The organism is Nonomuraea sp. CA-143628 (genome assembly GCF_050942315.1).
Taxonomy (GTDB): domain Bacteria; phylum Actinomycetota; class Actinomycetes; order Streptosporangiales; family Streptosporangiaceae; genus Nonomuraea.
Genome location: NZ_CP192072.1, coordinates 4927512 through 4948822 on the forward strand (window position 1 = coordinate 4927512; position 21311 = coordinate 4948822).

Annotated in this window: 16 protein-coding genes and 1 pseudogene; 13 read left to right on the plus strand and 4 right to left on the minus strand. The window is 70.3% G+C overall.

Annotation, left to right across the window (positions count from 1 at the left end; translation table 11 throughout):
* Positions 1-195 precede the first annotated feature (195 nt).
* Complete coding sequence (leuA, locus tag ACQP2T_RS22575) at positions 196-1887, plus strand: 2-isopropylmalate synthase (RefSeq protein ID WP_433519808.1); 1692 nt, start codon at positions 196-198, stop codon at positions 1885-1887.
* On the opposite strand, the gene ACQP2T_RS22580 is transcribed toward leuA, so the two are convergent.
* Complete coding sequence (locus ACQP2T_RS22580; RefSeq protein WP_433518080.1) at positions 1884-2783, minus strand: hypothetical protein; 900 nt, start codon at positions 2781-2783, stop codon at positions 1884-1886. The genes leuA and ACQP2T_RS22580 overlap by 4 nt on opposite strands.
* Positions 2784-2929: 146 nt before the next feature.
* On the minus strand, positions 2930-3736 hold the full coding sequence (gene pyrF, locus ACQP2T_RS22585; RefSeq protein WP_433518081.1) for an orotidine-5'-phosphate decarboxylase: 807 nt from the start codon (positions 3734-3736) through the stop codon (positions 2930-2932).
* Positions 3737-3872: 136 nt separating this feature from the next.
* On the opposite strand from pyrF, the gene ACQP2T_RS22590 reads away from it, so the two are divergent.
* Entirely contained in the window at positions 3873-4349 is a 477-nt protein-coding gene (locus tag ACQP2T_RS22590; protein ID WP_433518082.1) for a DUF2283 domain-containing protein, read from the plus strand.
* Positions 4350-4353: 4 nt separating this feature from the next.
* Here the strand turns inward: ACQP2T_RS22590 and ACQP2T_RS22595 are convergent, their stop codons facing one another.
* A complete protein-coding gene (locus ACQP2T_RS22595; protein ID WP_433518083.1) occupies positions 4354-5367 on the minus strand; it encodes a LacI family DNA-binding transcriptional regulator in 1014 nt (337 codons plus the stop codon).
* 66 nt (positions 5368-5433) lie between these two features.
* On the opposite strand from ACQP2T_RS22595, the gene ACQP2T_RS22600 reads away from it, so the two are divergent.
* The 11 genes and pseudogenes from ACQP2T_RS22600 (at position 5434) to ACQP2T_RS22650 (ending at position 19164) form a co-directional block, all read left to right on the plus strand.
* Positions 5434-6228, plus strand: coding sequence for an HAD-IIB family hydrolase (locus ACQP2T_RS22600; protein WP_433518084.1), 795 nt, complete (start codon positions 5434-5436; stop codon positions 6226-6228).
* Positions 6229-6317: 89 nt separating this feature from the next.
* Positions 6318-9770: a WD40 repeat domain-containing serine/threonine protein kinase gene (locus ACQP2T_RS22605; RefSeq protein ID WP_433518085.1), complete on the plus strand. Its 3453-nt coding sequence runs from the start codon at positions 6318-6320 to the stop codon at positions 9768-9770.
* A 23-nt stretch (positions 9771-9793) separates the two neighbouring features.
* Entirely contained in the window at positions 9794-10687 is an 894-nt protein-coding gene (locus ACQP2T_RS22610) for a hypothetical protein (protein WP_433518086.1), read from the plus strand.
* An 82-nt stretch (positions 10688-10769) separates the two neighbouring features.
* Positions 10770-11876 (plus strand): hypothetical protein, encoded by a 1107-nt coding sequence (locus tag ACQP2T_RS22615; protein WP_433518087.1) that lies wholly within the window; start codon positions 10770-10772, stop codon positions 11874-11876.
* Positions 11877-12205: 329 nt separating this feature from the next.
* A complete protein-coding gene (locus tag ACQP2T_RS22620) occupies positions 12206-12655 on the plus strand; it encodes an RNA polymerase sigma factor (protein WP_433518088.1) in 450 nt (149 codons plus the stop codon).
* On the plus strand, positions 12652-13134 hold the full coding sequence (locus tag ACQP2T_RS22625) for a hypothetical protein (protein WP_433518089.1): 483 nt from the start codon (positions 12652-12654) through the stop codon (positions 13132-13134). Before ACQP2T_RS22620 ends, ACQP2T_RS22625 begins: the two co-directional genes overlap by 4 nt.
* 332 nt (positions 13135-13466) lie before the next feature.
* On the plus strand, positions 13467-15881 hold the full coding sequence (locus tag ACQP2T_RS22630; protein ID WP_433518090.1) for a CHAT domain-containing protein: 2415 nt from the start codon (positions 13467-13469) through the stop codon (positions 15879-15881).
* A 291-nt stretch (positions 15882-16172) separates the two neighbouring features.
* A pseudogene (locus tag ACQP2T_RS22635) lies at positions 16173-16316 on the plus strand (hypothetical protein); the annotation flags it as partial.
* Positions 16317-17480, plus strand: coding sequence for a PQQ-binding-like beta-propeller repeat protein (locus ACQP2T_RS22640; protein WP_433519809.1), 1164 nt, complete (start codon positions 16317-16319; stop codon positions 17478-17480).
* A gap of 86 nt (positions 17481-17566) precedes the next feature.
* A complete protein-coding gene (locus ACQP2T_RS22645) occupies positions 17567-18385 on the plus strand; it encodes a helix-turn-helix transcriptional regulator (RefSeq protein WP_433518091.1) in 819 nt (272 codons plus the stop codon).
* Positions 18386-18411: 26 nt separating this feature from the next.
* Positions 18412-19164 carry an SDR family NAD(P)-dependent oxidoreductase gene (locus ACQP2T_RS22650; protein WP_433518092.1) on the plus strand — a complete coding sequence of 251 codons (753 nt, stop codon included), beginning with the start codon at positions 18412-18414 and terminating at the stop codon, positions 19162-19164.
* Positions 19165-19298: 134 nt separating this feature from the next.
* Here the strand turns inward: ACQP2T_RS22650 and ACQP2T_RS22655 are convergent, their stop codons facing one another.
* A complete protein-coding gene (locus ACQP2T_RS22655) occupies positions 19299-21125 on the minus strand; it encodes a WD40 repeat domain-containing protein (RefSeq protein WP_433518093.1) in 1827 nt (608 codons plus the stop codon).
* Between the last annotated feature and the right edge of the window lie 186 nt (positions 21126-21311).

Genomic DNA, 21311 nt, shown 5'->3' on the forward strand with positions numbered 1-21311 from the left:
TCTCAGGTTGTCTGAGGACCTGTGTTGTGGTTAGTGTACCCGGCATGACGTCACGTGGTCTCCTTCTCGGCCGCCGCGGCGGGGCCTGAATCGACCGGCACCCCGCCGCGGTGGCTCCGCAGTGCCGGTCGAACCCCCTGAGAACGACCGGAAGGAAACCCCGTGCACGACTGGAACCGGCAACGCCCCAGCGCCATGCCGTACCACCGCTACCAGCCCGCCCACCGGCGCGTCGAGGTGCCGCTGACCGAGCGCGGCTGGCCCGCGCGGCGCATCGAACAGGCGCCGCTCTGGGTGCCCGTGGACCTGCGCGACGGCAACCAGGCGCTGGCCGAGCCGATGGACCCGGCGCGCAAGCGGCGGATGTTCGAGCTGCTGGTGGCCATGGGCTTCAAGGAGATCGAGGTCGGCTACCCGTCGGCCAGCCAGACGGACTTCGACTTCGTCCGCGACCTGGCCGTGAAGGGGGCGGTGCCGGAGGACGTGACGATCGTCGTGTTCACGGCCGCCAGGCGCGACCTGATCGAGCGGACCTTCGCCTCCGTCGAGGGGCTGCCGCGCGTCGTCGTCCACCTCTACACGGCGACCGCTCCCGTCTGGCGCGACGTGGTGCTCGGCCACGACAGGCAGGCGTTGCGCGCCCTCATCAAGGACGCGGCCGGGCACGTCGCCCGCCTGGCCGACGCCCGTCCCGGGCCGCCGATCAGGTACGAGTTCTCGCCCGAGGTGTTCAACCTCACCGAGCCCGACTACGTGCTGGAGGTGTGCGACGACCTGACGGCCCTGTGGGAGGCGAGCCCGGACCGCCCGGTCATCCACAACCTGCCCGCCACGGTCGAGACCGCCACCCCGAACGTCTACGCCGACCAGATCGAGTACATGCACCGCCATCTGGCCCGCCGCGACTCGGTGATCCTCTCGGTGCACCCGCACAACGACCGCGGCACCGGCGTCGCCTGCGCGGAGCTGGCGCTGCTGGCCGGGGCGCAGCGGGTCGAGGGCTGCCTGTTCGGCAACGGCGAGCGCACCGGCAACGTCGACCTGGTCACGCTCGCGCTCAACCTGCACTCGCAGGGCGTGGACCCGATGCTGGACCTGTCCGACATCGACGCCATCCGCCGTACGGTCGAGCACTGCAACCGGCTGCCCGTCCCCGACCGCCACCCGTACGCCGGAGACCTGGTCTACACCGCCTTCTCCGGCACCCACCAGGACGCCATCGGCAAGGGCCTGGCCCACCACGCCAAACGGGCCGCCGAGCTGGGCGTGCCCGTGGAGCAGGCGCCCTGGGAGGTGCCGTACCTGCCGATCGATCCCGCCGACGTGGGCCGCGACTACCAGGCCGTGATCCGCGTCAACAGCCAGTCGGGCAAGGGCGGCATCGCCTACCTGCTCAGCACCCACCAGGGCCTCGACCTGCCGCGACGGCTGCAGATCGACTTCTCGGCGGTCGTCCAGCGGGCCACGGACGGCAGCGGGGCGGAGATGACGGCCGAGGAGCTGTGGCGGCTCTTCCAGGCCGCCTACCTGGAACCGGCGGACGACGGGCCGTACGCGCTCGCCGACTGGAGCACCGCCGAGACCGGGCCGGGAGTTCACGAGTTCACCGGCACCCGGCGTGATGGCGGCGGCGAGCTGCGGGGAACCGGCAACGGCCCGCTGTCGGCGCTGGCCGGGGCGCTGGGCGGGGTCGACATCCTCCACTACGCGCAGCACGCCACCGGGCCGGGCCAGGACAGCCAGTCCGTCGCGTACGTGGAGGCGCGGGTGGGGGAGACGGTCCGGTGGGGAGCGGGCCGCGACACTTCGGTGCTGACCGCCTCCGTCCGCGCCCTGGTCGCCGCCGTCAATCGAGCGGTCGTCAACCGAGCGGCCTCAGTCGCCTAGGCCACGCGGCGCGGCTTGGGGACCAGGTTCAGGGTCGGGGAGAACCGTCCGTCGCACCCCGGCACCGCGGTCACGTGCGCGGAGACCTCGGTCTCGCTCTGGACCCTGATGCTCGCGATGTAGAACGGCGTGAGCAATGTCTGCGGCCGCCTGCGACCGAGGCTCAGGTAGCCGAAACGGAACCACTGCGGCGTCAGCCGGGTGTCCTCCATACCGGCGAAGGAGTCGGCCACCCGGGCGGCGACCTCCCGCGCCGCCTGGATCGGCGTCCGTACCCCGGGCTCCGCGACCGTCGCGCCGCCCCCGTCACCGGCGAAGCGGCGGGTCGACACGCTCAGCGACGTCACGCCGCCGCTCGCGCCCAGCTCCACGGTGGACGACGCCCGGCCGTACACCGGAAGATCACGTACGTAATGCCGGAACGAGCCGAGCGCCCGGCACAGGCTGGGCTCGGCCCAGCGCTCCCCGGTGGCCGTCTTGACCCGCCAGAGGCGCTCGAACGCCAACTCGTCCTCAGCCGGTACGAGGGACGGCAGCCCGATCCGATCCCCGGCGGCGCGCAGCATGCCGGTCAGCTCCGCGTCACCGGGATCGTTCTCGAAGAGGTCCTCGGACGGCGGCAGGTCGAGATGGACGGTCATCGAGCCCGACGCGTGGAACCCCACGGCCCGCAACCGGCCCGGCATCCACACCGTGGTCCGATCCTGGTGGGTCACCGTCTCCAGGGAGATGCCGTCGCGCGGGCCGGCGACGGCCAGGACGAGCTCCTCCAGGCGGCGCTGGACCGCGCTCGGCTCGGGCACGGCGAGCCCCAGCACCCTGACCGTGGCGGGCACCTCCCCGGCCATCGAGGCCAGCTCTTCGGCGAGATCGTCGGCGTATGGGAAAGCGGGCATGAAGGCTCCTCGACTCCGGCCGTTCTGATCAGCCCAGGACCTGCGGGGCTGAGGTCACCGCGGCAGAACCTCAATGATCAGTACGCCGGAGCACGAGCCGCGTCAGGACGGAACCTAGGGATGTCCCTAGTCCGGGAGCGAGCCCGTCAGGAGGACAGGTGGCGGGCGCAGTCGTCGCGGTAGCGCTGCACCAGGTCGCGGATCCGCTCCGGGTCGGCGAGGACGGCGCGTGACACCGACGGCACGACCGCCTGCCGTACCGGACCGAACAGCCGGGCCAGGTCGGCCGGAGCGGCGCCCTGCGCGCCCAGGCCCGGCGCCAGGATGGGGCCGTTGAGTTGCTCCAGTGGGTGCTCCAGCGACGGGAGGGTGGCGCCGATCACGACGCCGACCGGGCCCAGCGGGGCGCGGCCCGCGTTCGCCGCCGCGGCGCCCGCGAAGATCTCGCCCGCGACCGCCGTCTGCAGCGCCACGGCCTCCGGGTTGGAGGTGCGCGCCAGGACGAAGACGCCGGCGTCGTTGGCGATGGCCGACGTGATCGCGCCCTCCAGCGAACCGAACCCGAGGTAGGGGCTGAGCGTCACGGCGTCGACCGCGAGCGGGCTGCCCCGGTCGAGGTAGGCCTCGGCGTAGGCGGCCATCGTGCTGCCGATGTCGCCCCGCTTGACGTCGAGGATCACCACCGTGCCCGCCTCACGCAGGTCGGCGATGACGCTCTCCAGCACGGCGATGCCCCGGCTGCCCCAGCGCTCGTAGAACGCGGACTGCGGCTTGACCACCGCCGCCACGTCGCCGATCGCGTCGACCACCGTACGGCTGAACCGCTCCAGCCCGGCCGGGGAGTCGTCGAGCCCCCACGCGTCGAGCAGCGCCGGGCTGGGGTCGATGCCTACGCAGAGTGGGCCGTACTTGTCGAGCCTGGACCGCAACCGTGTCCCGAACGACTCATTCACCACTGGACTCCCCTCGCGACGTACGCAGACTAACGGCGCTGGTCTGATGCGGGAAAGGTTTTCGACCATGGCGGTATGGGCCGCCTCTTCTCGCCTCCAGTCTTCCAGAGTTCGCCTCCGGGGTAGATCAGCTGACATGTACGAGATCGCCCACCGCACGCTGACGCTGCGCACCGAGCCGCTACGCGAGGTCGTCGTCACGATCGGGCTGCCGATCGAGGAGCCGACGGGGGAGTGGTCGTGCCCTTACCGGATCGACGGGCTCGCCGGGTGGGAGCACGATCGCAAGGTCACCGGCGTCGACTCGCTCCAGGCGCTCGAACTCGCCATGACCATGGTGCGGGCCGCGCTCGCCGGCTCGCACGAGGCCAAGGAAGGGTTGCTGAGCTGGGACGAGGAGCCCCCCGACGGACGCGAGCACACGGTGTACGTCCGGTGGGAGAAGGAACACGACGTCGCCTATATCGCGATGAAGCACGAAATAGTGCCAGGAGAGGCGGTACGGCAGACCCTGTCGGAGGATGTCGTGCTCGACTACGCGGAGTCGGGAGAGCTGCTCGGCGTGGAACTCCTCAACGCGACCACGACGATGCCGTCAGAGATGCGCCTCTGAGTGGTCAGGCGGCATGGGTGGAGCCGCGTATGACGAGTTCGGTGGCGAGCTCGACGTGGCGGGAATCGATTTTCTCGCCCGCTGCCAGGCGCAGCGCGGTGCGCAGGGCGACGGCGCCCATCTCGCGCAGCGGCTGGCGTACGGTGGTCAGCTGCGGCGAGGTCATCGTCGCGATCTCGGTGTCGTCGAAGCCGACGACGCTGAGGTCTTCGGGGATCCGCAGGCCACGTGCCCTGGCGGCCTGGATGGCGCCGAGGGCGCTCTCGTCGCCGGCGGCGAAGATGGCGGTCGGCGCGGGACGCAGGTCGAGCACGGCGGCTCCTTCTCGCACCCCGTGGGGATAGCAGAAGCCCGCAGTACGGACATATTCGGGAGGTACGGGCACGCCCGCGGCTTCCATGGCGGCGCGGAAGCCGTGCATGCGTGCCTGGTTCACGGCCGCGGTCGCGGGTCCGCCGAGGTAGGCGATGCGGCGGTGCCCGAGGGCGAGCAGATGCTGTGTGGCGGACAGGCCGCCGGCGAAGTTGGTGCAGCCGACGCTGGTCACGGGGGCGTCCGGCAGGTTCAGGGGGTCGATGACGACCACGGGTAAGCGTACGCGCGACAGGGCGGCGAGCTGGGCCTTGGTCGGCCCGTTGACAAGAGTGATCATCGCCCGCCGCCCGGCGGCGACCAGGTCGCGAGCCCAGGAGGTGCCGCCGCCGGCCATGCCCTTCGTGCCGCTGACGACGACCGCCACGCCCGACTCGGCGCCGGCGTCGATGGTGCCCTTGATGATCTCGGTGGAGTAGGCGCACATCTCGTCCACCCACATCTCGACCGTGGCCGACCCATCGGCCCGGTCCCTGGGCGACGAGCGCGGGACGTAGCCGTGTTCCACCAGCAGGGACTGCACCAGCGTACGAGTGTCAGGTGCCACCTCGCGGCGGCCGTTGAGCACCTTGGACACGGTGGCCACGGACACGCCGGCCGAAGCGGCGACGGTGGCCAGCGTGGTACGCCTGGGGCTGCTCGGCATGAATTCCTCCCTAACGCCGACATATACCCCAAGGGGTCGCTCAGCCGCAGCGGATTTAATGGTGAGGTGATCGCACCCCGTATCGTGGCAACAGACCTTGACGGAACCCTCCTCGACTCCACCGGCTCAGTGTCCCCGCGCACCCGCCGCGCTCTGGGACGCGCCCGCGACGCCGGCGCCGACATCGTCTTCGTCACCGCCCGGCCACCACGCGGCGTGGACCCGATCGCCGCGATGGCGGACGTCACCGGCACCGCGGTCTGCAGCAACGGCGCCATCGTCTACGACCTGGACACCCGCGAGATCACCAGCACGTACGCACTCGACCTGGCCGCCGCGAGGAAGCTGATGGAGACGCTCCGCGAGGCTCTGCCCGGGGTCGCCTTCGCGGTGGAGACAGGCCGACAGGTCCTGGTCGAGCCCGCCTACACCAGGCGCGTCCTCCCGGACCTGCCCTACACCCGCGAGGTCGCGGACGCCTGCGAGGAGGGAGAGCCGGTCGTCAAGCTGCTGGCCTGGTCGGCGGCGCACGCGGTCGACGAGATGTTCACCGCCGCCGTCGCGGCCGTCGAGGGCCAGGCCGAGGTGACGCACTCGGGCGGCAGCGGGCTGCTGGAGATCAGCGCTCCCGGGGTGACGAAGGCCGGCACGCTGGCCCGGCTGTGCGAGGAGCGGGGGGTGGACGCGGCCGAGGTGGTGGCGTTCGGCGACATGCCCAACGACCTCGCGGTCCTCGCCTTCGCCGGGGCGGGGTACGCGATGGCCAACGCCCACCACACGGTGATGGCGGCTGTCGAGCGGCGCACCTTGTCCAACGACGACCACGGGGTGGCCGCGGTCCTGGAACGCCTGTACGCCTGAGGGCGCTCAACTCGCTTACCTTGCCTTGGCTACCGGCCCGCGAAGGAGTTCACTAGAGGCATCCTTGGGCGGCCGGTGGGGGGTCGATCTTGGCGCTGCATCCTGGGGATCCCCGGCAGCTGGGTAAGTATTGGCTGGCCGGGCGTCTCGGTGCCGGTGGGCAAGGCGTTGTCTATGAGGCGTATGACGAGACCAATCGCCGGGTCGCCATCAAAGCGCTGCGCGTCGAATGGTTAGAACAAGGCGACATGCGGCTGCGGTTCATCAACGAGGTCGTCGCGGCGCAGCGGGTGTCGCCGTTCTGCACGGCTCGGATCATCGAAGCCGACCTCGATGGCTCCCAGCCGTACATCGTCAGCGAGTACGTCGACGGCCCGAGCCTGCAGCGGGCCGTCGACCTGGGAGGGCCATACTCCGCCGAACACCTGTACCGGCTGGGCGTGGGGATCGCGACCGCGCTGACCGCCATCCACGAGGCGAGAGTCGTGCACCGCGATCTCAAGCCGGCCAACGTGATGCTCGGGCCGGACGGTCCACGGGTCATCGACTTCGGCATCGCGCGTACCGACGACAAGACGCTCACCACCGAGGGACGGTTCGCCGCGGGCAGCCCGCCTTACATGGCGCCGGAACGCCTTGACGGGCGGCGCGGCGGGTTCGCTGTGGACGTGTGGGCGTGGGGCGCCGTGATGATGTTCGCGGCCACCGGACGCGCCCCTTATCCCGGTGACGACTTCGGTGTGGTGCGGTACCACATCCAGACCACCAGGCCGGCGTTCGAGGTACTGACGGAGCCGCTGCGTTCGCTCGTCACAGCCGCGATGGCGCTCGATCCGGCGGCCCGCCCGGACGTCCGGGCGCTGCTGCTCGGCCTGATCGGCGGCCGGGGCGACACCGCGCGCCTGCTGCGGGATGGCAGCCAGGCCGCGGAGTCCATCCGTCCGCCCGCCTCGCTGACCGGCCCCTCGCTGGGCGATCAGGCCGAGCGGGTCTATGCCGGGCTCGGCCCGGAGGACCAGGCCATCGTGCCGCCGATCCTGCTGCGTATGGTGCTGCCCGATGAGGGCGCCGAGGGCGCGGTCAGGCAGGCACGGCTCGACGACCTCCTCGACGGTGAGATCGACCGGACGGCTGTGGAGCGGGTCCTGCGGGCCTTCGAGGACGAAGCGTTGCTGGTGCGCCAGAACGACTCGGTGGGCCTGGTCAGCGCCGCGCTGCTGCGCGCCTGGCCGCGATTACGGGCGTGGGTCGCGGCGGATCCGGACGGGCTGCGCGTGCACAGCCTGCTGAACGAGACCGCCCGTCTCTGGCACGTCAACCAGCGCAGGCCCGACGACCTGTACCAGGGCACCAACCTGGCCACGGCCCGGCAATGGGAGCGGACGAGCCGGGGCCAGATCAAGCTCAATCTGCTCGAAGCCACTTTCCTGCGCGAGTCCGTGGCCCGCTCCCGCGTCAAGGTCCGGCGGCGCAGGAGCGTCCTGGGAGCCGTCGCCGTCCTGGCGGCGCTGACGGTGATGGCGGTGTCCTTGGCGTTCTGGCTGAACATCAGGGGTGAGCGGCAACGTGACGCCGCGACGGCGGAGCGTGCCGCCGAACGGGCCGAGGCACTGCGCGCGGACGATCCCCTGTCGGCCAGGCTCCTGAGCGTCGCGGCCTGGCAGACCTCGCCGGTGACGAAGGCGAAAGCGGCGCTGCACAACTCGCTGGCCCATCGTGAGGTGCGGGTGGTCCGCGCGCCGCAGGCCGGCCGGGACGCCATGTACGACCTCAGCGATGACGGCCGGACAGAGGTGGTCGCCGATCGTGGCACGGCGACGCTGCGAGAGGTGGCCACGGGCCGCTCCATCAGGCAGGTGGCCGGGATCTCCACGCCGGCCAGGGCCATCGCGCTGAGCTCTGACGGCCGCAGGCTCGCGGTCGCCGGTCAGCGGTCGGTCGAGCTGTGGGACGCCGAGCGGGGCGTCAAGATCGGCGACTTCGGTACCGCCACGCAGTACGTGGCCTTCAACGCCAACCGGCTCCTGCTGGCCACCATAACCGTGGACGGCCAGGGACAGGTGTGGGATCTCACCACCCTGCGCAGGCTGCCCCTCCGCGCGTCCCAGGTCAGCCGCTTGGTGATCTCCGACGACGGGGGCCTCATGGCCGCCGTGACGATCAACGGCAGGTATGGGCTCTGGAACTGGCAGGGACGCGTGTCCGAGCCCCGGGGCGATGACCTCGCCTTCGCCCCCCAAGGCCGGACGCTGGCCGTACGCACCGGCGACGAGACCCGCGTCAGAGATCTCTCCCGGAATCGGTGGCAGGGCTTGGCCATGCCGAGCGGACGGACCGAGAGCATGCGCTTCAGCCCCGACAGCCGTTACCTGGCGACCTACGACGGGAGGAATGTCTCCCTGTGGCTTCCCGGCAGGAGCACCCCGATGCTCAGGTATCCCGTGCCGCACCTGACGCGGGGCCTGAGGTTCGGCCCGGAGAACCGCACCCTCAGCTATCTCCTGCCGGGAGGGGCTGTGGCCACGCTGGACATCGCCGACCTCACGATGCCCGCGCCTTTGGTCACCGGAGCGGAGGCGGCGGTGTTCTCGCCGGATGCCCGGTTGCTGGCGGTGCAGCGGCGGTCGGATGTCGAGTTGTGGGAGGTGGCGAGTCGCGAGCGCGTCCTCCGGCTCCGCAAGGTCGTCACGGAGCCGGCCGCGATGGCCTTCAGCCGCGACGGCGGGAGGCTGGCCGTGGGTTCGTCGTCCGACCCGGCCCTGGTGACCCTGTGGGAGGTGCCGTCGGGACGGCGGACGGCGCGGCTGAAGATCACCAAAGCCGACGAGGTCGAAGGGCTGGTGTTCAGCCCCGATGGGCGCACGCTGGTGGTCGCGTCGCGGGCGTCCGAGGTAGGAGCGCTGAAGGCCCAGGTATGGGACCTGACGACGAACAAGCGCGTGGGCGGGCTCGGCCGCGCGGGCGGCAGCGGCATGGCGTTCAGCCCTGACGGCAGGGCGCTCGCGATCAACGGCCCGGACGGCGCCGTGGTCGACATGGCCGTACGGAACGCCGCGCCCCGGCCGTTCGGCGCGAGCTCCTCCAGCGTGCGCGCCATCACCTACAGCGCGGACGGCGCGATCCTCGCCACCGGGTTCGCCGTCGTGGGCCTCGACTTGTGGGACGCCCGGAGCCTGGCCAAGCTTGGGCACCTCCCGCTCGCGGACGAGAAGGACGAGCAGGTCGACGTCGTCGATTTCGCGCGCGACGGCAAGACCGTGGCCGCCGCGGGCGCCGGCGGCAAGGTGTGGTTGTGGGACGTCGCCGAGCGTTCGCCGCTCGGCGAGCCGCTCACCTTGCACGACGGCTTCGTCCTCGCGCTCACCTTCTCCCCTGATGGGAGCCGCCTGCTCAGCTTCGGCACGGACGGGACACTTCGCGAGCATCCCATCGCTCCCGAACGCTTGATATCAGCCGTCTGCGCCAAGACGAAAGGCGGCACTTTGTCCAAAGCCGATTGGGAGAGCTCATTCCCCGGCCGAACATACCGGAACGTCTGCTGACCCACCCCCTTCGAGGAGGCATCATGCGAGGCGCATTCGCCAGCGAGACCATCGAGATCGCCCCGGATCCCGTCGTCATCGGCGCCTATCCGGTCACCGTCACCTTCGACCTCGCCATGGACGCGCCGGACGTTCAGGGCCGCCTGATCGCGCCCAGCGGGAGGCGCTGGAGCGTGGATTTCGCCGGTCAGCCGCCGCCCTGCAACTGGCGGGCGCAGCACACCTTCTCGCCGGAGGACGAGATCGGCGAGTGGCGCATCGAAGCGTCGGCGTGGATGTCGGTGGAGACGCGGTTCTTCGTCGAGAAGGCAGGGACGAAGCCCCGAACCCGTTTCCCGGAGTTCGACGTCCAGCCGCGCGAGGCCGTCGTAGGCGACCCGCTGGCGGTCACCGGCCGGCTGGAGTCTTCCGCGGACGGTGACACGTGGAGTCCGGTGCCGGGGCGGCCCGTTCGCATCACGTTCAGGCAGCGCGACACCTGCGGGTTCGTGCGCGTCACCGAGGTGCGGACCGACGATCGCGGCGCCTTTCGGACGCGCGTGGACGCCGAGGCGAGCGGCGAATACCGAGCAGAGTTCGGCGGCCCGGGCGACGACTACATCGGGTCCCACAGCGAGCTCGTGCTCTTCATGGCCACGACCAACACGGAAATCCTCAATTACCGCATCTCCCCGGTGATCAGGCGCGGAAAGAAGAAATTAAAACACACGGGCCAGCTCCACAAGATAGACACCGACGTCTATCCCGAGAACGAAACGATCAGCACGAGTATGGACGGCGAAACTTACGCAGACGCCACCGACGATAGGGGTAGATTCTTTATTTATACGAAAAGAAAGAAAGCTAAATGGACCGTCAGCTTCGGCGGTAACGCCAGACAGGGACTCAAGCCGTGCAACGAGAACGCATCTTCGTGACCGGGTTGTTACGCGTCATGTGTATCACTGCGGCATAGCCCGGCTCTTTCTCTCCATACGGGAAAGAGACGGAGGCCAACGGATGCTGACCATCGACTACCAGAGCGAACCGTACGTCCCGGGGGAGGGCCGCGTGCTGCCATCGCGCGACCTGGTCTTCCCCCAGGTGCTGCTGGACCGCTACGGAGCCAAGGTCCTGGATCCGGCGACGGTGGTGGTCGACGCCTGGCGGGCACTGCGGACGCTGCGCCGCGCGCTGCGCGACTTCCCCGACACGCCGCAGCAGCCGGGGCCGGCGGGGCGGCCCAAGCAGACGGAGCAGGCAGGGCGGACGGAGCAGACGGAGCAGGCAGGGCGGACGGAGCAGGTAGGGCAAGCGGGTCTGGCGGGTCTCGCGGGACAGGCGGGGCAGGCGGACGTCAAGGAGCTCCTGTCCGGGATCGCGCTCGACCATCTGCTCGCCGGGTCGGCGTTCGTCGGCGTCGGCGTCGGCGCGGCCCTGGACATCGGCGGCGAACCCGCCACGAGCGGGCACGGGATGCCCGGCGGCGCCTACGCCACGCCCACGGCCGGCTACGCCAGAACCCCGGTGAATGTCGCGGGCGGCCCACCGGCCCGCAGACCCGCCGAGCACATCGGCGGCCGCCGCCCGGTGATGGTCATCCCCGACACCGGGCTGCCGAAGCAGCGGCACGCCTGGTTCCGGCCGGTGACGGATCCCGACACGTTCCTGTCCGTCAGCGACGCGGCGCAGCAGCGGTTCGTCGTTCGCGGCGCCCGTACTGGGAGCCACGATCATGCAGATGATGATCCAGGACTACGAGGACGTCGGCCTGGCGAACACCGACCAGCAGGTGGCTCTCAAACGCGCGCACGCCGTGGTCGCCAGACTCAGGAACGGCGACGTCCCAACGATCGCTTCGGTGTGATGGCCGCCGACCTAAGACCGGAACGTGGTCGCCCCGACCCAAGGCCGGAACCCGGTCCCGCCGACCTGCGCCCGGAGCTCGGCCCAGCCGATCACGCCGATCGGCGTGATCGGCTGGCCGGCCTGCTCCAGGAGGCCAGAGACGCCCTGAACCTGATCGCCGCCGACCTCACCCCGCTGCGGTGGCAGGTGGTTAGGCGTCAGGGCCTCGACCAGGAGGCCGCCGAGGACGTCATCCAGACGACCTGGCTGAGAGTATGAACTGTCGCTGGCATTCGCCATGCGAGCCGGTGGCTACCGTGAGAACTGTTGTTGGATTTCTCCCCACTCGATCAGTTGCGACGGATGGTAATCATGAGGTAATTTTCTGTCACAGCCGGGTGCCTGACTGAGCGCTCGGCCCCCGCCCCCGTTGGTGTCCGCATCAACGGGAAAGCGTCCGGCGGGGCGGTGGCCCAAGAGGCGCACTTCCTCCAGGAGTGCGCAGTCAGGCCCCGACAACGCGGTTCTCCAACCACGGTCCGCCCGGCTTGCCGGACGGACGCGGCTTCGGCTTCCACCGGATCACTACCCGGCCTCGGTCGGCTGCGATGAGGCTACGCCGATGTCCGCTTTACCTAGGTAAACACAGAGAACCGAAGACGCTGCTGCGCCACCTGAAGTCCATCACCGCTCCCCGGGCCCTGATCGAATGGCTCGTCACGACCGCGACCCGCGAATCGTGGCGGGTCCAGGCGACGCAGCGCGACGCCCAGCCGGTGAGCCCCGGCGCGTTCGACGACGTACCGGACTCCGACACACTCCCGGAGGACCTCGTCCTGCGGAACGAGCGGCACCAGGCGCTCTGGAACGCCATGGCGCGGCTGTCGGAGTCCTGCCGTGATCTGCTGCGGCTCGTCGCGTTCGCCCGCCGCCCGAACTACGACGCCGTGGCCGTCACGCTGGGCATGCCGAAGGGCAGCATCGGCCCCACGCGTGGCCGCTGCCTGGCCAAGCTGCGCCGCCTGCTGGCCGAGGACCGTGGCTGGAGCGTGTCATGATCCCTCCCGATGACCTGGACCCCACAGACGAATCCATTCTCGACGAGATCAGGAAGATGCTCTCGGTGCTCGACCCCGTGCCCGACACGCTGGTCGAACGGGTCCAGTTCGCCCTGGACCTGGAGACGGCCGACGCCGAGGTGCTGCGGCTGAGTGAGCAGGTCGGGCTGCGGGCGGGCGTCCGCGGCGGTGAGGAGAGCCGGACGATCACCTTCGAGGGCGACGACCTCACGATCATGATCAGCGTCAGTGTCCAGACCCAGCGCCTGGTACGGCTGGACGGCTGGCTCGCCCCGCCCGGCGACCACGTGGTCGAGCTGCGTACCTCCGAGGGACCGCTCCTGGTCAGGGCCGACGACCAGGGCAGGTTCGTCATGGACGAGGTGATCCGGGGGCTGGCCCAGCTCGTCGTACGGCCGGCGGTGGACGTTCCGGGGGTGGGCGCGATACTGGCGGTGACCCCCTCCATAGTCCTGTGAAGCCCGCACGTCCTGTGAAGCCCGCGAGTGAGGTCGCCGCCGAGGGCTCGGAGAAGATCCACGACCGGGCGGCCCGGTAGCACGAGCTGGCCGTCTCCGCGACCGACGACGGCCACCCGGGCCTCGCCGCGCGGCGGCTGCGGCAGGGCCTGGCGCTGCTGCGCTGGGAGACCGGCGAGCCCCCTGAGAGCGCGGATCCGGAGCGGGCGGCGCTGCTCGCCCGCCTCCTGACCAGCCTCGCCCACGCCGAGGCCGAGCAGGGCCACTCCGCCCGCGGCACGGAGCTGCTCGACGAGGCGCGACGCTGGGCGCCGCCCGCCGAGCAGGCGATCGTGCACGGCCAGCGGGGGTTGATGTACCTGCGCACCGGTCGTACCGCCGAGGCGCTCGAACAGCTCGACCTCGCCGTGCCGCGGCTCGTCCGCGGTGTGGAGCTGGCCAGGGTGCTGCTGAACCGGTCGGTCATCCACCTCATGACCGGCAAGGTCCGCCTGGCCCGCGCGGACGCGCGCCGCAGCGCCGAGCTCGCCAGGTCGTACGGCCACGAGGTCATCGAGGCCAAGGCGCTGCACAACGACGGCTACTGCGACCTGCTCCTCGGGGACATCCCGACGGCGCTGACGGTGTTCGGCGAGGTCGAACGCGCCTATCGCCGCGTCAACCCGGGATTCCTGCCCGTACTCGCATTGGACCAGGCCAGGGCACTGCTGGCGGCCGGTCTCGCCGACGAGGCCGGCCGTACCCTCGACGGGGCGCTCGACGGATTCCGCAAGCAGCGGCTGATGCAGGACTACGCCGAGGCCGAGCTGGCCCGCGCGCAGGCGGCACTGCACGCCGGGCGCTTCACGGAGGCGCGCACGTGGGCGCGGCACGCGGAGGACCGCTTCCGCCGCAGACGCAGCCCGGCCTGGGCACTGCGGGCAGAGCTGATGCGCCTGCGCGCGGAGTTCGCCGACCCGCCCCGGCCGGGACCGAGCGGCGCACTCGACCAGGCCGCCGGCTCCGGGGCGCGCGGTGCGCTCGGGCGCAAGGCCGGGGAGTCAGGGGCGGTCGCTCGCAAGGCCTGGGAGTTGGCGGCGCGGTGTGCGGAGCTCGGCCTGCGGGACGAGAGCGAGATGGCGACCTTGCTGGCGGTCCGGGCGCTGGTCGCCGCCGGGAACCTCACCGAGGCGGACTCTCTCGCGAACCGCGCCGCACCTTCAGCCGTACCTCCGGCGGTTTCAGCCGCACCTCCGGCGGTGCGACGCGGGGCCGACTCCCGCGCCGCACCGCCGGCCAAGCGACTCAGCTCGCGGGCCGCGCCACTGGAGGTACGGCTGATGCGGCGGCTGGCCGATGCCGAGCTGGCCAGTGCGCGGGGGCTGCGCGGCCAGGCGCTGCGGCGGGTCCGCTCGGGGCTGGCGCTGGTCCACGAGCACCGCGGCCGGCTGGGCAGCCTGGACATGCAGACGGGCGTCACCGCGCTGGGGTCCGACCTGGCGGCCGCGGGCCTGGTGGCGGCGTTGGCGAACGGTTCGGCCCGGCTGGTGTTCGAGTGGTCGGAGCGCTGCCGGGCGCAGGCGTTCCGCTTCCCGCCGATCCGCCCCCAGCACGACGAACAGACGGCCGAGGCACTGGCCGAGCTGCGGCACCTCGCCCAGCGGCTGCACGCGGGCGAGGCGGCGGCCCGGCGCGACCCGGAGATCCGCAGACGCTGCCTGGAGCTGGAACGCCTCATCAGAGAACGCGGCTGGCAACTGCCTGGGGCACGCGCGAGCCTGGCCCCGGCCTCGACGGCCGTGGTCGAGGCCGAACTGGCCGCCGCCGGTCTCGCGCTGGTGAGCCTGCTGAACGTCCGGGGCAGGCTGCTGGCCCTCGTCCTGGGCGCCGGGAGGTGCCGCATCCTGGAGCTCGGGGCGTACGAGCCGCTCGCCGAGGCCGTACGGCGGCTGACCGGCGACCTCAACGCCCGCGCCGGGCGCAACCTCCGGCCGGCCCTGGCGGCGGTGATCGAGGCGTCGCTACGGCGGCAACTCGCCACCATCGCCGACGGCCTGCTCGCGCCTCTGCTGCCGTCGCTCGCCGGGGCGCGCGGGATCGTCGTCGTCCCGACCATGGACCTGTCGGCGATCCCGTGGGGAGCGCTGCCCGGCCTTGCCGGCAAACCCGTGGTCGCGGCCCCTTCCGCGCAGGTCTGGGCCACCGCCCAGCGGGCCCGCCTGGTCGGCGTCGCCGACGGCGAGCCACCGCTCCTGGTCGCGGGCCCCAACCTCACGGCCGTGGAGCCCGAGATCGAGCGCCTCGCCGCCCTGTACCCGAAGGCGCGCCGGCTCACCGGCTCCGCGGCCACCGTCGCGGCCACCCTGGAGGCACTGGACGGCGCCTCCATCGCCCACCTGGCCGCCCACGGGCACCACGAGCGGGAGAACGTCCTGTTCTCCCGCCTCGTCCTGAGCGACGGACCGCTCATGGCGCACGACGTCCAGCGCCTGCGTACGGCGCCGCGGCACGTCGTCCTGTCCGCCTGCGACATCGGCCGGCTGGTGGTACGGCCCGGCGACGAACTGCTCGGGTTCACCGCGGCCCTGCTCTACATGGGCACGCCGACCGTCGTCTCCAGCGTGGCCAAGGTGCCCGACGAGACGGCCATCGAGGTCATGGCGGCCTACCACCGGCACCTCGCGCTGAGCTTGTCACCGGCCGCCGCCTTGGCCGCCGCGTCGGCCTCGGCACCGCTCTCCACGTTCGTGTGCTTCGGCGCGGGTTGAGCTTGTTCTTCATCCACCAGACCGTTACGAGGCGGACCGCGTCGTATGCGCGCGATGGTCTGCAGGACAGGCCGATGGCTTGCTTGCGCACTCTCCTGCCGCCGCGCGGCATCGCTGAATTGGTGAGGGAACGCGACGGGCGGCAGCTTCTTGATCCGCGGCTGCCTGGTATGCGGCCCAACCCTGGGTGCGCATCGGGTTCTGCAAGGATCGGGAGATCGTTTGTTTGGTGAACGAGAGAAGCCGGGTGAGATGCGGCCGGCTCCGCGAACGGAAAGGCAGGAAGGGGCGATGGCCTCAGATGTGGTGTCTGGATTCGGAGATCCAGGACGCAGCGGTGTCTACCGAACCGGCGGGGTGACCAGACGGCCTTCTGTGGCGTGGCGCGCTGACACCGGGGCCGCGGTCCTAGCCGCGCCGGTTCTCGTTGATGACATGCTCTACGTCGTCGATGTTCGAGGTGTCGTGCATGCTTTTGACGCGGCGGACGGCACCTCACAGTGGCGGTCCGACGGTATCGATGAGCAGTGGGATTATCTCGCCCCGGTGTTCACCGCGGCGCCTGCGGTCTGGGGCGATCTGCTGTTCCTTCCGGATCGCGACTTTGAAGGCTGCGTCTTTGTGCACGATCGGTCGACCGGGGAGTTGCTACGTCGCCTTGAGGGTCGTGCCGGGTGCTGCACGATTGTTGGCGACATCCTGCTACTCGCCGACCTGAATGATGGCGTCCGGGCGCTGGATCTGCCGGGGCTCACGCTGCGCTGGCACAGCAAAGTCTGGACCGGTCTACTCGAGGCGGAGCCGGCCATTTCAGAATCCGGAGTGGCGTTCGCGGCGTTGGGCTTTGAAGGGCATCACACGCACAGCGGTGTGGTGGCCTTCGAGGTGTCCTCTGGAACCGAAGTCTTCCGGGTTGGTGACGACCACGGCGGACGGTGCCCGGTAGAGACCGAAGGTCTTTCTCCAGAGGAGGACGACTTCGACGATGAGGGCCCGAGCGATTGGGTGTTGTTCGGCCAAACACACCCTGTGGTGGCCGAATGCCTGGTCTGGATGTCGGTCCGGCGAGAACACGATGACGACGGCTTCCATCCTAGGCCGTATACCAGCGTCGAAGTGGTTGGCATGGACCCGGCGACGGGTCAACGACGGTGGTTGTTCCAGCTCGACCCTGGCCTGTGGTCGGAGGCATATGGGGCGATCGCAGTTGCCGACGGTTTTGTCTTCTTCACCGCGCTGCAGGGCGGTGATCCCGAAGTCCAGGTACAACCGGCTGGTGACGTCATGTTGTATGCCGTGGACATCGCGACTGCCCGACCGGCATGGACCGCTCGTCTACCCGGACCTCCTGTGGGGTCGCCTGTGCTTTCCGGTGGGCTGCTCTACGTCGCGATGCGAAGCGGCACGACAGCCACCTATCGTGTGGATACCGGCGAGCTCGCCTGGGCGCTGGACATCGACGAGAAGATCGTCGGCAGTCAATACGAGCTCGGCGCGGAGTACTTCGGGGCGGACTATGAGGAGGAAGGCCTTGCTGTCCTGCCCTCCGACGGAACGGTCTATGTGCGCACTCGTGCAGGTGTCTCCGCGCTGCGGTAAGGCGCCACCAGCCGACCACGACATAGCATGACCGGATGGGTATTTCCCGACTCTCCACAAATGCGCGGCAGCGGCGCAGTTCCGAGATGCGCGCATTTCTCCGGTCGCGGCGGGCCCGGGTGACGCCCGCTGACGTGGGTATGCCGGCAGGCGAGGGCCGCCGTACGCCCGGGCTGCGGCGGGAGGAAGTGGCGGTGCTCGCCGGCGTAGGAGTGTCCTGGTACACCTGGCTCGAGCAGGGACGCGACATCAACGTCTCCGCCGACGTCCTCGACGCCATCGCCAGGGTGTTGCGCCTGGAGCCCGCCGAGCGCGAGCACCTGTACCTCCTCGCCGGCCTCAATCCGCCGCAGGCGGCGCCGTCCGGAGGCCGGGTCCCCGATGCCGTGCGGCGGCTGCTGGAGGGCTGGCTGCCGCGACCCGCGTACGTCATCGACCGGCACTGGAACGTCCTCGCGGTCAACCGCGCGGCGGAGATCGTGTTCCAGTGCAACGAGTACGACCACAACTGCCTGATCAGCTTCTTCACCAACGCCCGCTACCGTGCGGCAGTCGTGGGCTGGCACGACGCGGCGCGAGCGATGATCGGCCTGTTCCGGGCGGACGCCGCCCGCTACCCGGACGATCCCGAATTCGGCCGCCTGGCCGCGGATATGTGCGTCGCGAGCCCCGCATTCGCCGAGATCTGGGCGGAACTCCCTGTGGGCGGCCCCACTCACGGCACCAAGGCCCTGGAGATTCCCGGCCTGGGAACGCTGACCTTCGAAGCCACCATCCTGCCGCTGCCCGAACTGCCCGGCCACCGCCTGTCGCTGCACACACCCGCGCCCGGGACGGGAACGGAGGCCCTGCTGGAGCGCTTGGTGGTGGTGTCAGACCCAGGTTCAGCCAGCACTGCCGCGTAAGCTCGCACCGCTCGAGGATCGTCGGCATGAAGCGATTCACGGACAAAACAGTTTTGATCACGGGCGGCACCAGCGGCATCGGCTTCGCGACCGCGCGCAGACTCCTCGACGAGGGCGCGTACGTCGTCATCACCGGCCGCGACCAGGCCCGCCTCGACACCGCGGCAGAACGCCTGGGCTCCGAGCGGGTCCTGCCCGTCCGCGCGGACGTCAGCGTTGACGCCGACCTCGATCTCCTCGTGCGGCGCGTTGAGACCTGGCGCCGTGCCCTCGACGCGGTCTTCGCCAATGCCGGAATCGCGGACTTCAGGCCAGAGTTCACCCCGAAGGACTTCGACCACACCGTCGGAATCAACTTCAAGGGAGTGTTCTTCACGATCCAAAAGGCGTTGCCGCTGATGGGCGACGGAGGCGCCATCGTCATCAACGCCTCCTGGACCCTGCACCGCGGTCTCCCTGCGGCCTCGATCTACGCCGCCAGCAAGGCTGCCGTGCACAATCTCGCCCGCACGCTCGGCACCGACCTCGCGCCGCGTGGCATCCGCGTCAACTCCGTCAGCCCCGGCTACATCGAGACCGAGATGTACCGGTCCGCCATCGACCCCGACGCGGAGACCCGCATCACGGCGGAGGTGCCGCTCGGCTCGCTCGGTCACCCGGACGATGTCGCCGCTGCCGTCGCCTTCCTGGTCTCGGACGACGCGTCGTACATCACCGGTCAGGACCTCGTCATCGACGGCGGCCTCGTGGGAGCGGCGCCCCTTGGGCTGCGTCTTTGACAGCCATACAACAGTCGTAGCAGGCCCACCGCTACGCCGCCTCGGTCAGGGTGGTGAAGTCGATCTCGGGCAGGTCGGGGTCGAACTCGTCGGGACGCGGATGTAGGCGGAGAAGCTGTCGAACCATGCCATGGTCAGCTCGATCGAGTCGCGGTGAGTACGGCGATGTCACGGTCGAAGCAGACGACGATGTGGCCTTCCGGGGTGGCGGCGATGGCGGTGACTGAGTCGGGGAACTCGATGTCAGGACTGATCCTGTCAAAGGTAGCGAGGCTCCATACCGCGACCATCCTGTAATTGGCGGCAATGGCGATGGGATGGCCGTCGATCGTGGTGGCGGCGAGTGCGACCACGGTTCCCATGGAGAATTGGCCGATCTGCTGAGCGGTGGCGACGTCCCACACCTTCGTCGACAGGTCGCGCCAGTCGTCGTTCGTGGTGATGGCGATGGGCCGACCGTCCACGAGGGTGGCGGCCACGAGACGTACCGGTTTGCCGCTGCCACCGGTGGTCTGGAGTCCGGTGTCGCGGTTTGTGGTGAGGTCACGGACCCGGAAGCCGCCGCCCCACCGTCCGAGGAGGGCGACGGGGCGGTCATCGAGCGTGGTGGTGGTGAGGTCTTGTACCCATCGATGGTCGCTCTTGCGGGGGTTTCCGGTCTCCTCGCCGGTGCGGAGATCCCATACCCGGATGGTCTTGTCGTCGCCGGCGGTGATGGCCCTGGGCGGATCGTCCGTGTTGTCGGCCGCGACCGCGGTTATCGGGCCGCGGTGGGTGGTCAACGGTGCTCCGGCCGCTTTCCCCAGTTCGAGGTCCCAGAGGCGGACAGTGCTGTCCTTGCCCCCGGTGATTGCCACCGCGCGACCGTCCACGTGGGTCGCGGCCACGGCGGTGACGGCGCCGGTGTGGTCCGTGAGTGGCCGGCACACCTGATCGCCGGTGTCCAGATCCCATACTCGTACGGTCTCGTCCTCGCTGCCGGTGACCGCCACCAGCCGACCGGCCACTGAAGTGGTGGCCACCGCCGTGATCGCGGCCTCGTGGCGAACCGGCTTACCGGCCGGATCGCCGACGACCAGATCGGACACCCGAACCGACCCGCCGTCGCAACTCGACACCACTACCTGCCGACCGTCCACCACTGCCGTCGCCACCGCGTGCGCCGTGCGGGGATGCTGAGGGAACAGCTCACCGACCAACTCGGCCGTTTCCAGGTCCCACACCTGGAGGGTCGGCTGATTGCGGTCGCAGGTGATCGCCACCAGTCGGCCGTCTACGACCGTGGTCGTCACGGCCTCTAAAGCCACGGATCGGGGAAGGTCACCGACCGGCAGTCCGGTGGCCAGGTCCGACACGCGTGTAGCCGACTGCCACCCACCAGAGACGACCACCAGATGGCCGGGGGTCAGCTCCGCGACCGCGACCGCGCTCACGTATCCACTGTGGCCGGTGAACGGGCTACCCACCGGACCACCGGTTTCCAGGTCCCATACCCGGACCGTTCGGTCGCCGCCCGTGACAGCCACCCAGCGGCCGTCCAGCACCGTGGTCGCCACCGTGTACACCGGACCGGTGTGGCCGCGGAGCGGTGCCATCACCTCCTGCCGCGTTTCCAGGTCCCACACTCGTACTGTCATGTCGTAGCAACCGGTGACCACAACCTGGCGGCCATGGCGTTCCGCGATCGCGAGGGCCTCCACGTTGTCAGCCTGAAGGTGAAGCGGCTCGCCCACCGGTCTACCGGACGCGAGTTCCCACACCCGTATGGTGTCGTCGTCACCACCGCTGAGCACAACGGGGCGACCGTCCAGAACGGACATCGCCAGCGCCCGCACCGAGCTCGTGTGACCAGTCCATGGGGCGCCGACCTGCTCGCCGGTCGACAGATCCCACATCCGTACCGTGCAGTCGCCACCCCCGGTGACCGCTACGGTACGGCCGTCGAGGACCGTGGTCGTCACGGACGCCACCCAACTGCTGTGGCCGTCGGTGGTGCCCAACGGCGGGCATGACATCACGCCCTTCGGCAGCAGGCTGGTCCAAGTCTGCCGCACCTGCCAGGCAGCAGGGCGAGCAATCGGGGTCTCAGAGCGGGACGGCGACGACATCTCACGCATAATAGCGGTGGCGCCGGGTCGGGTTTCTAA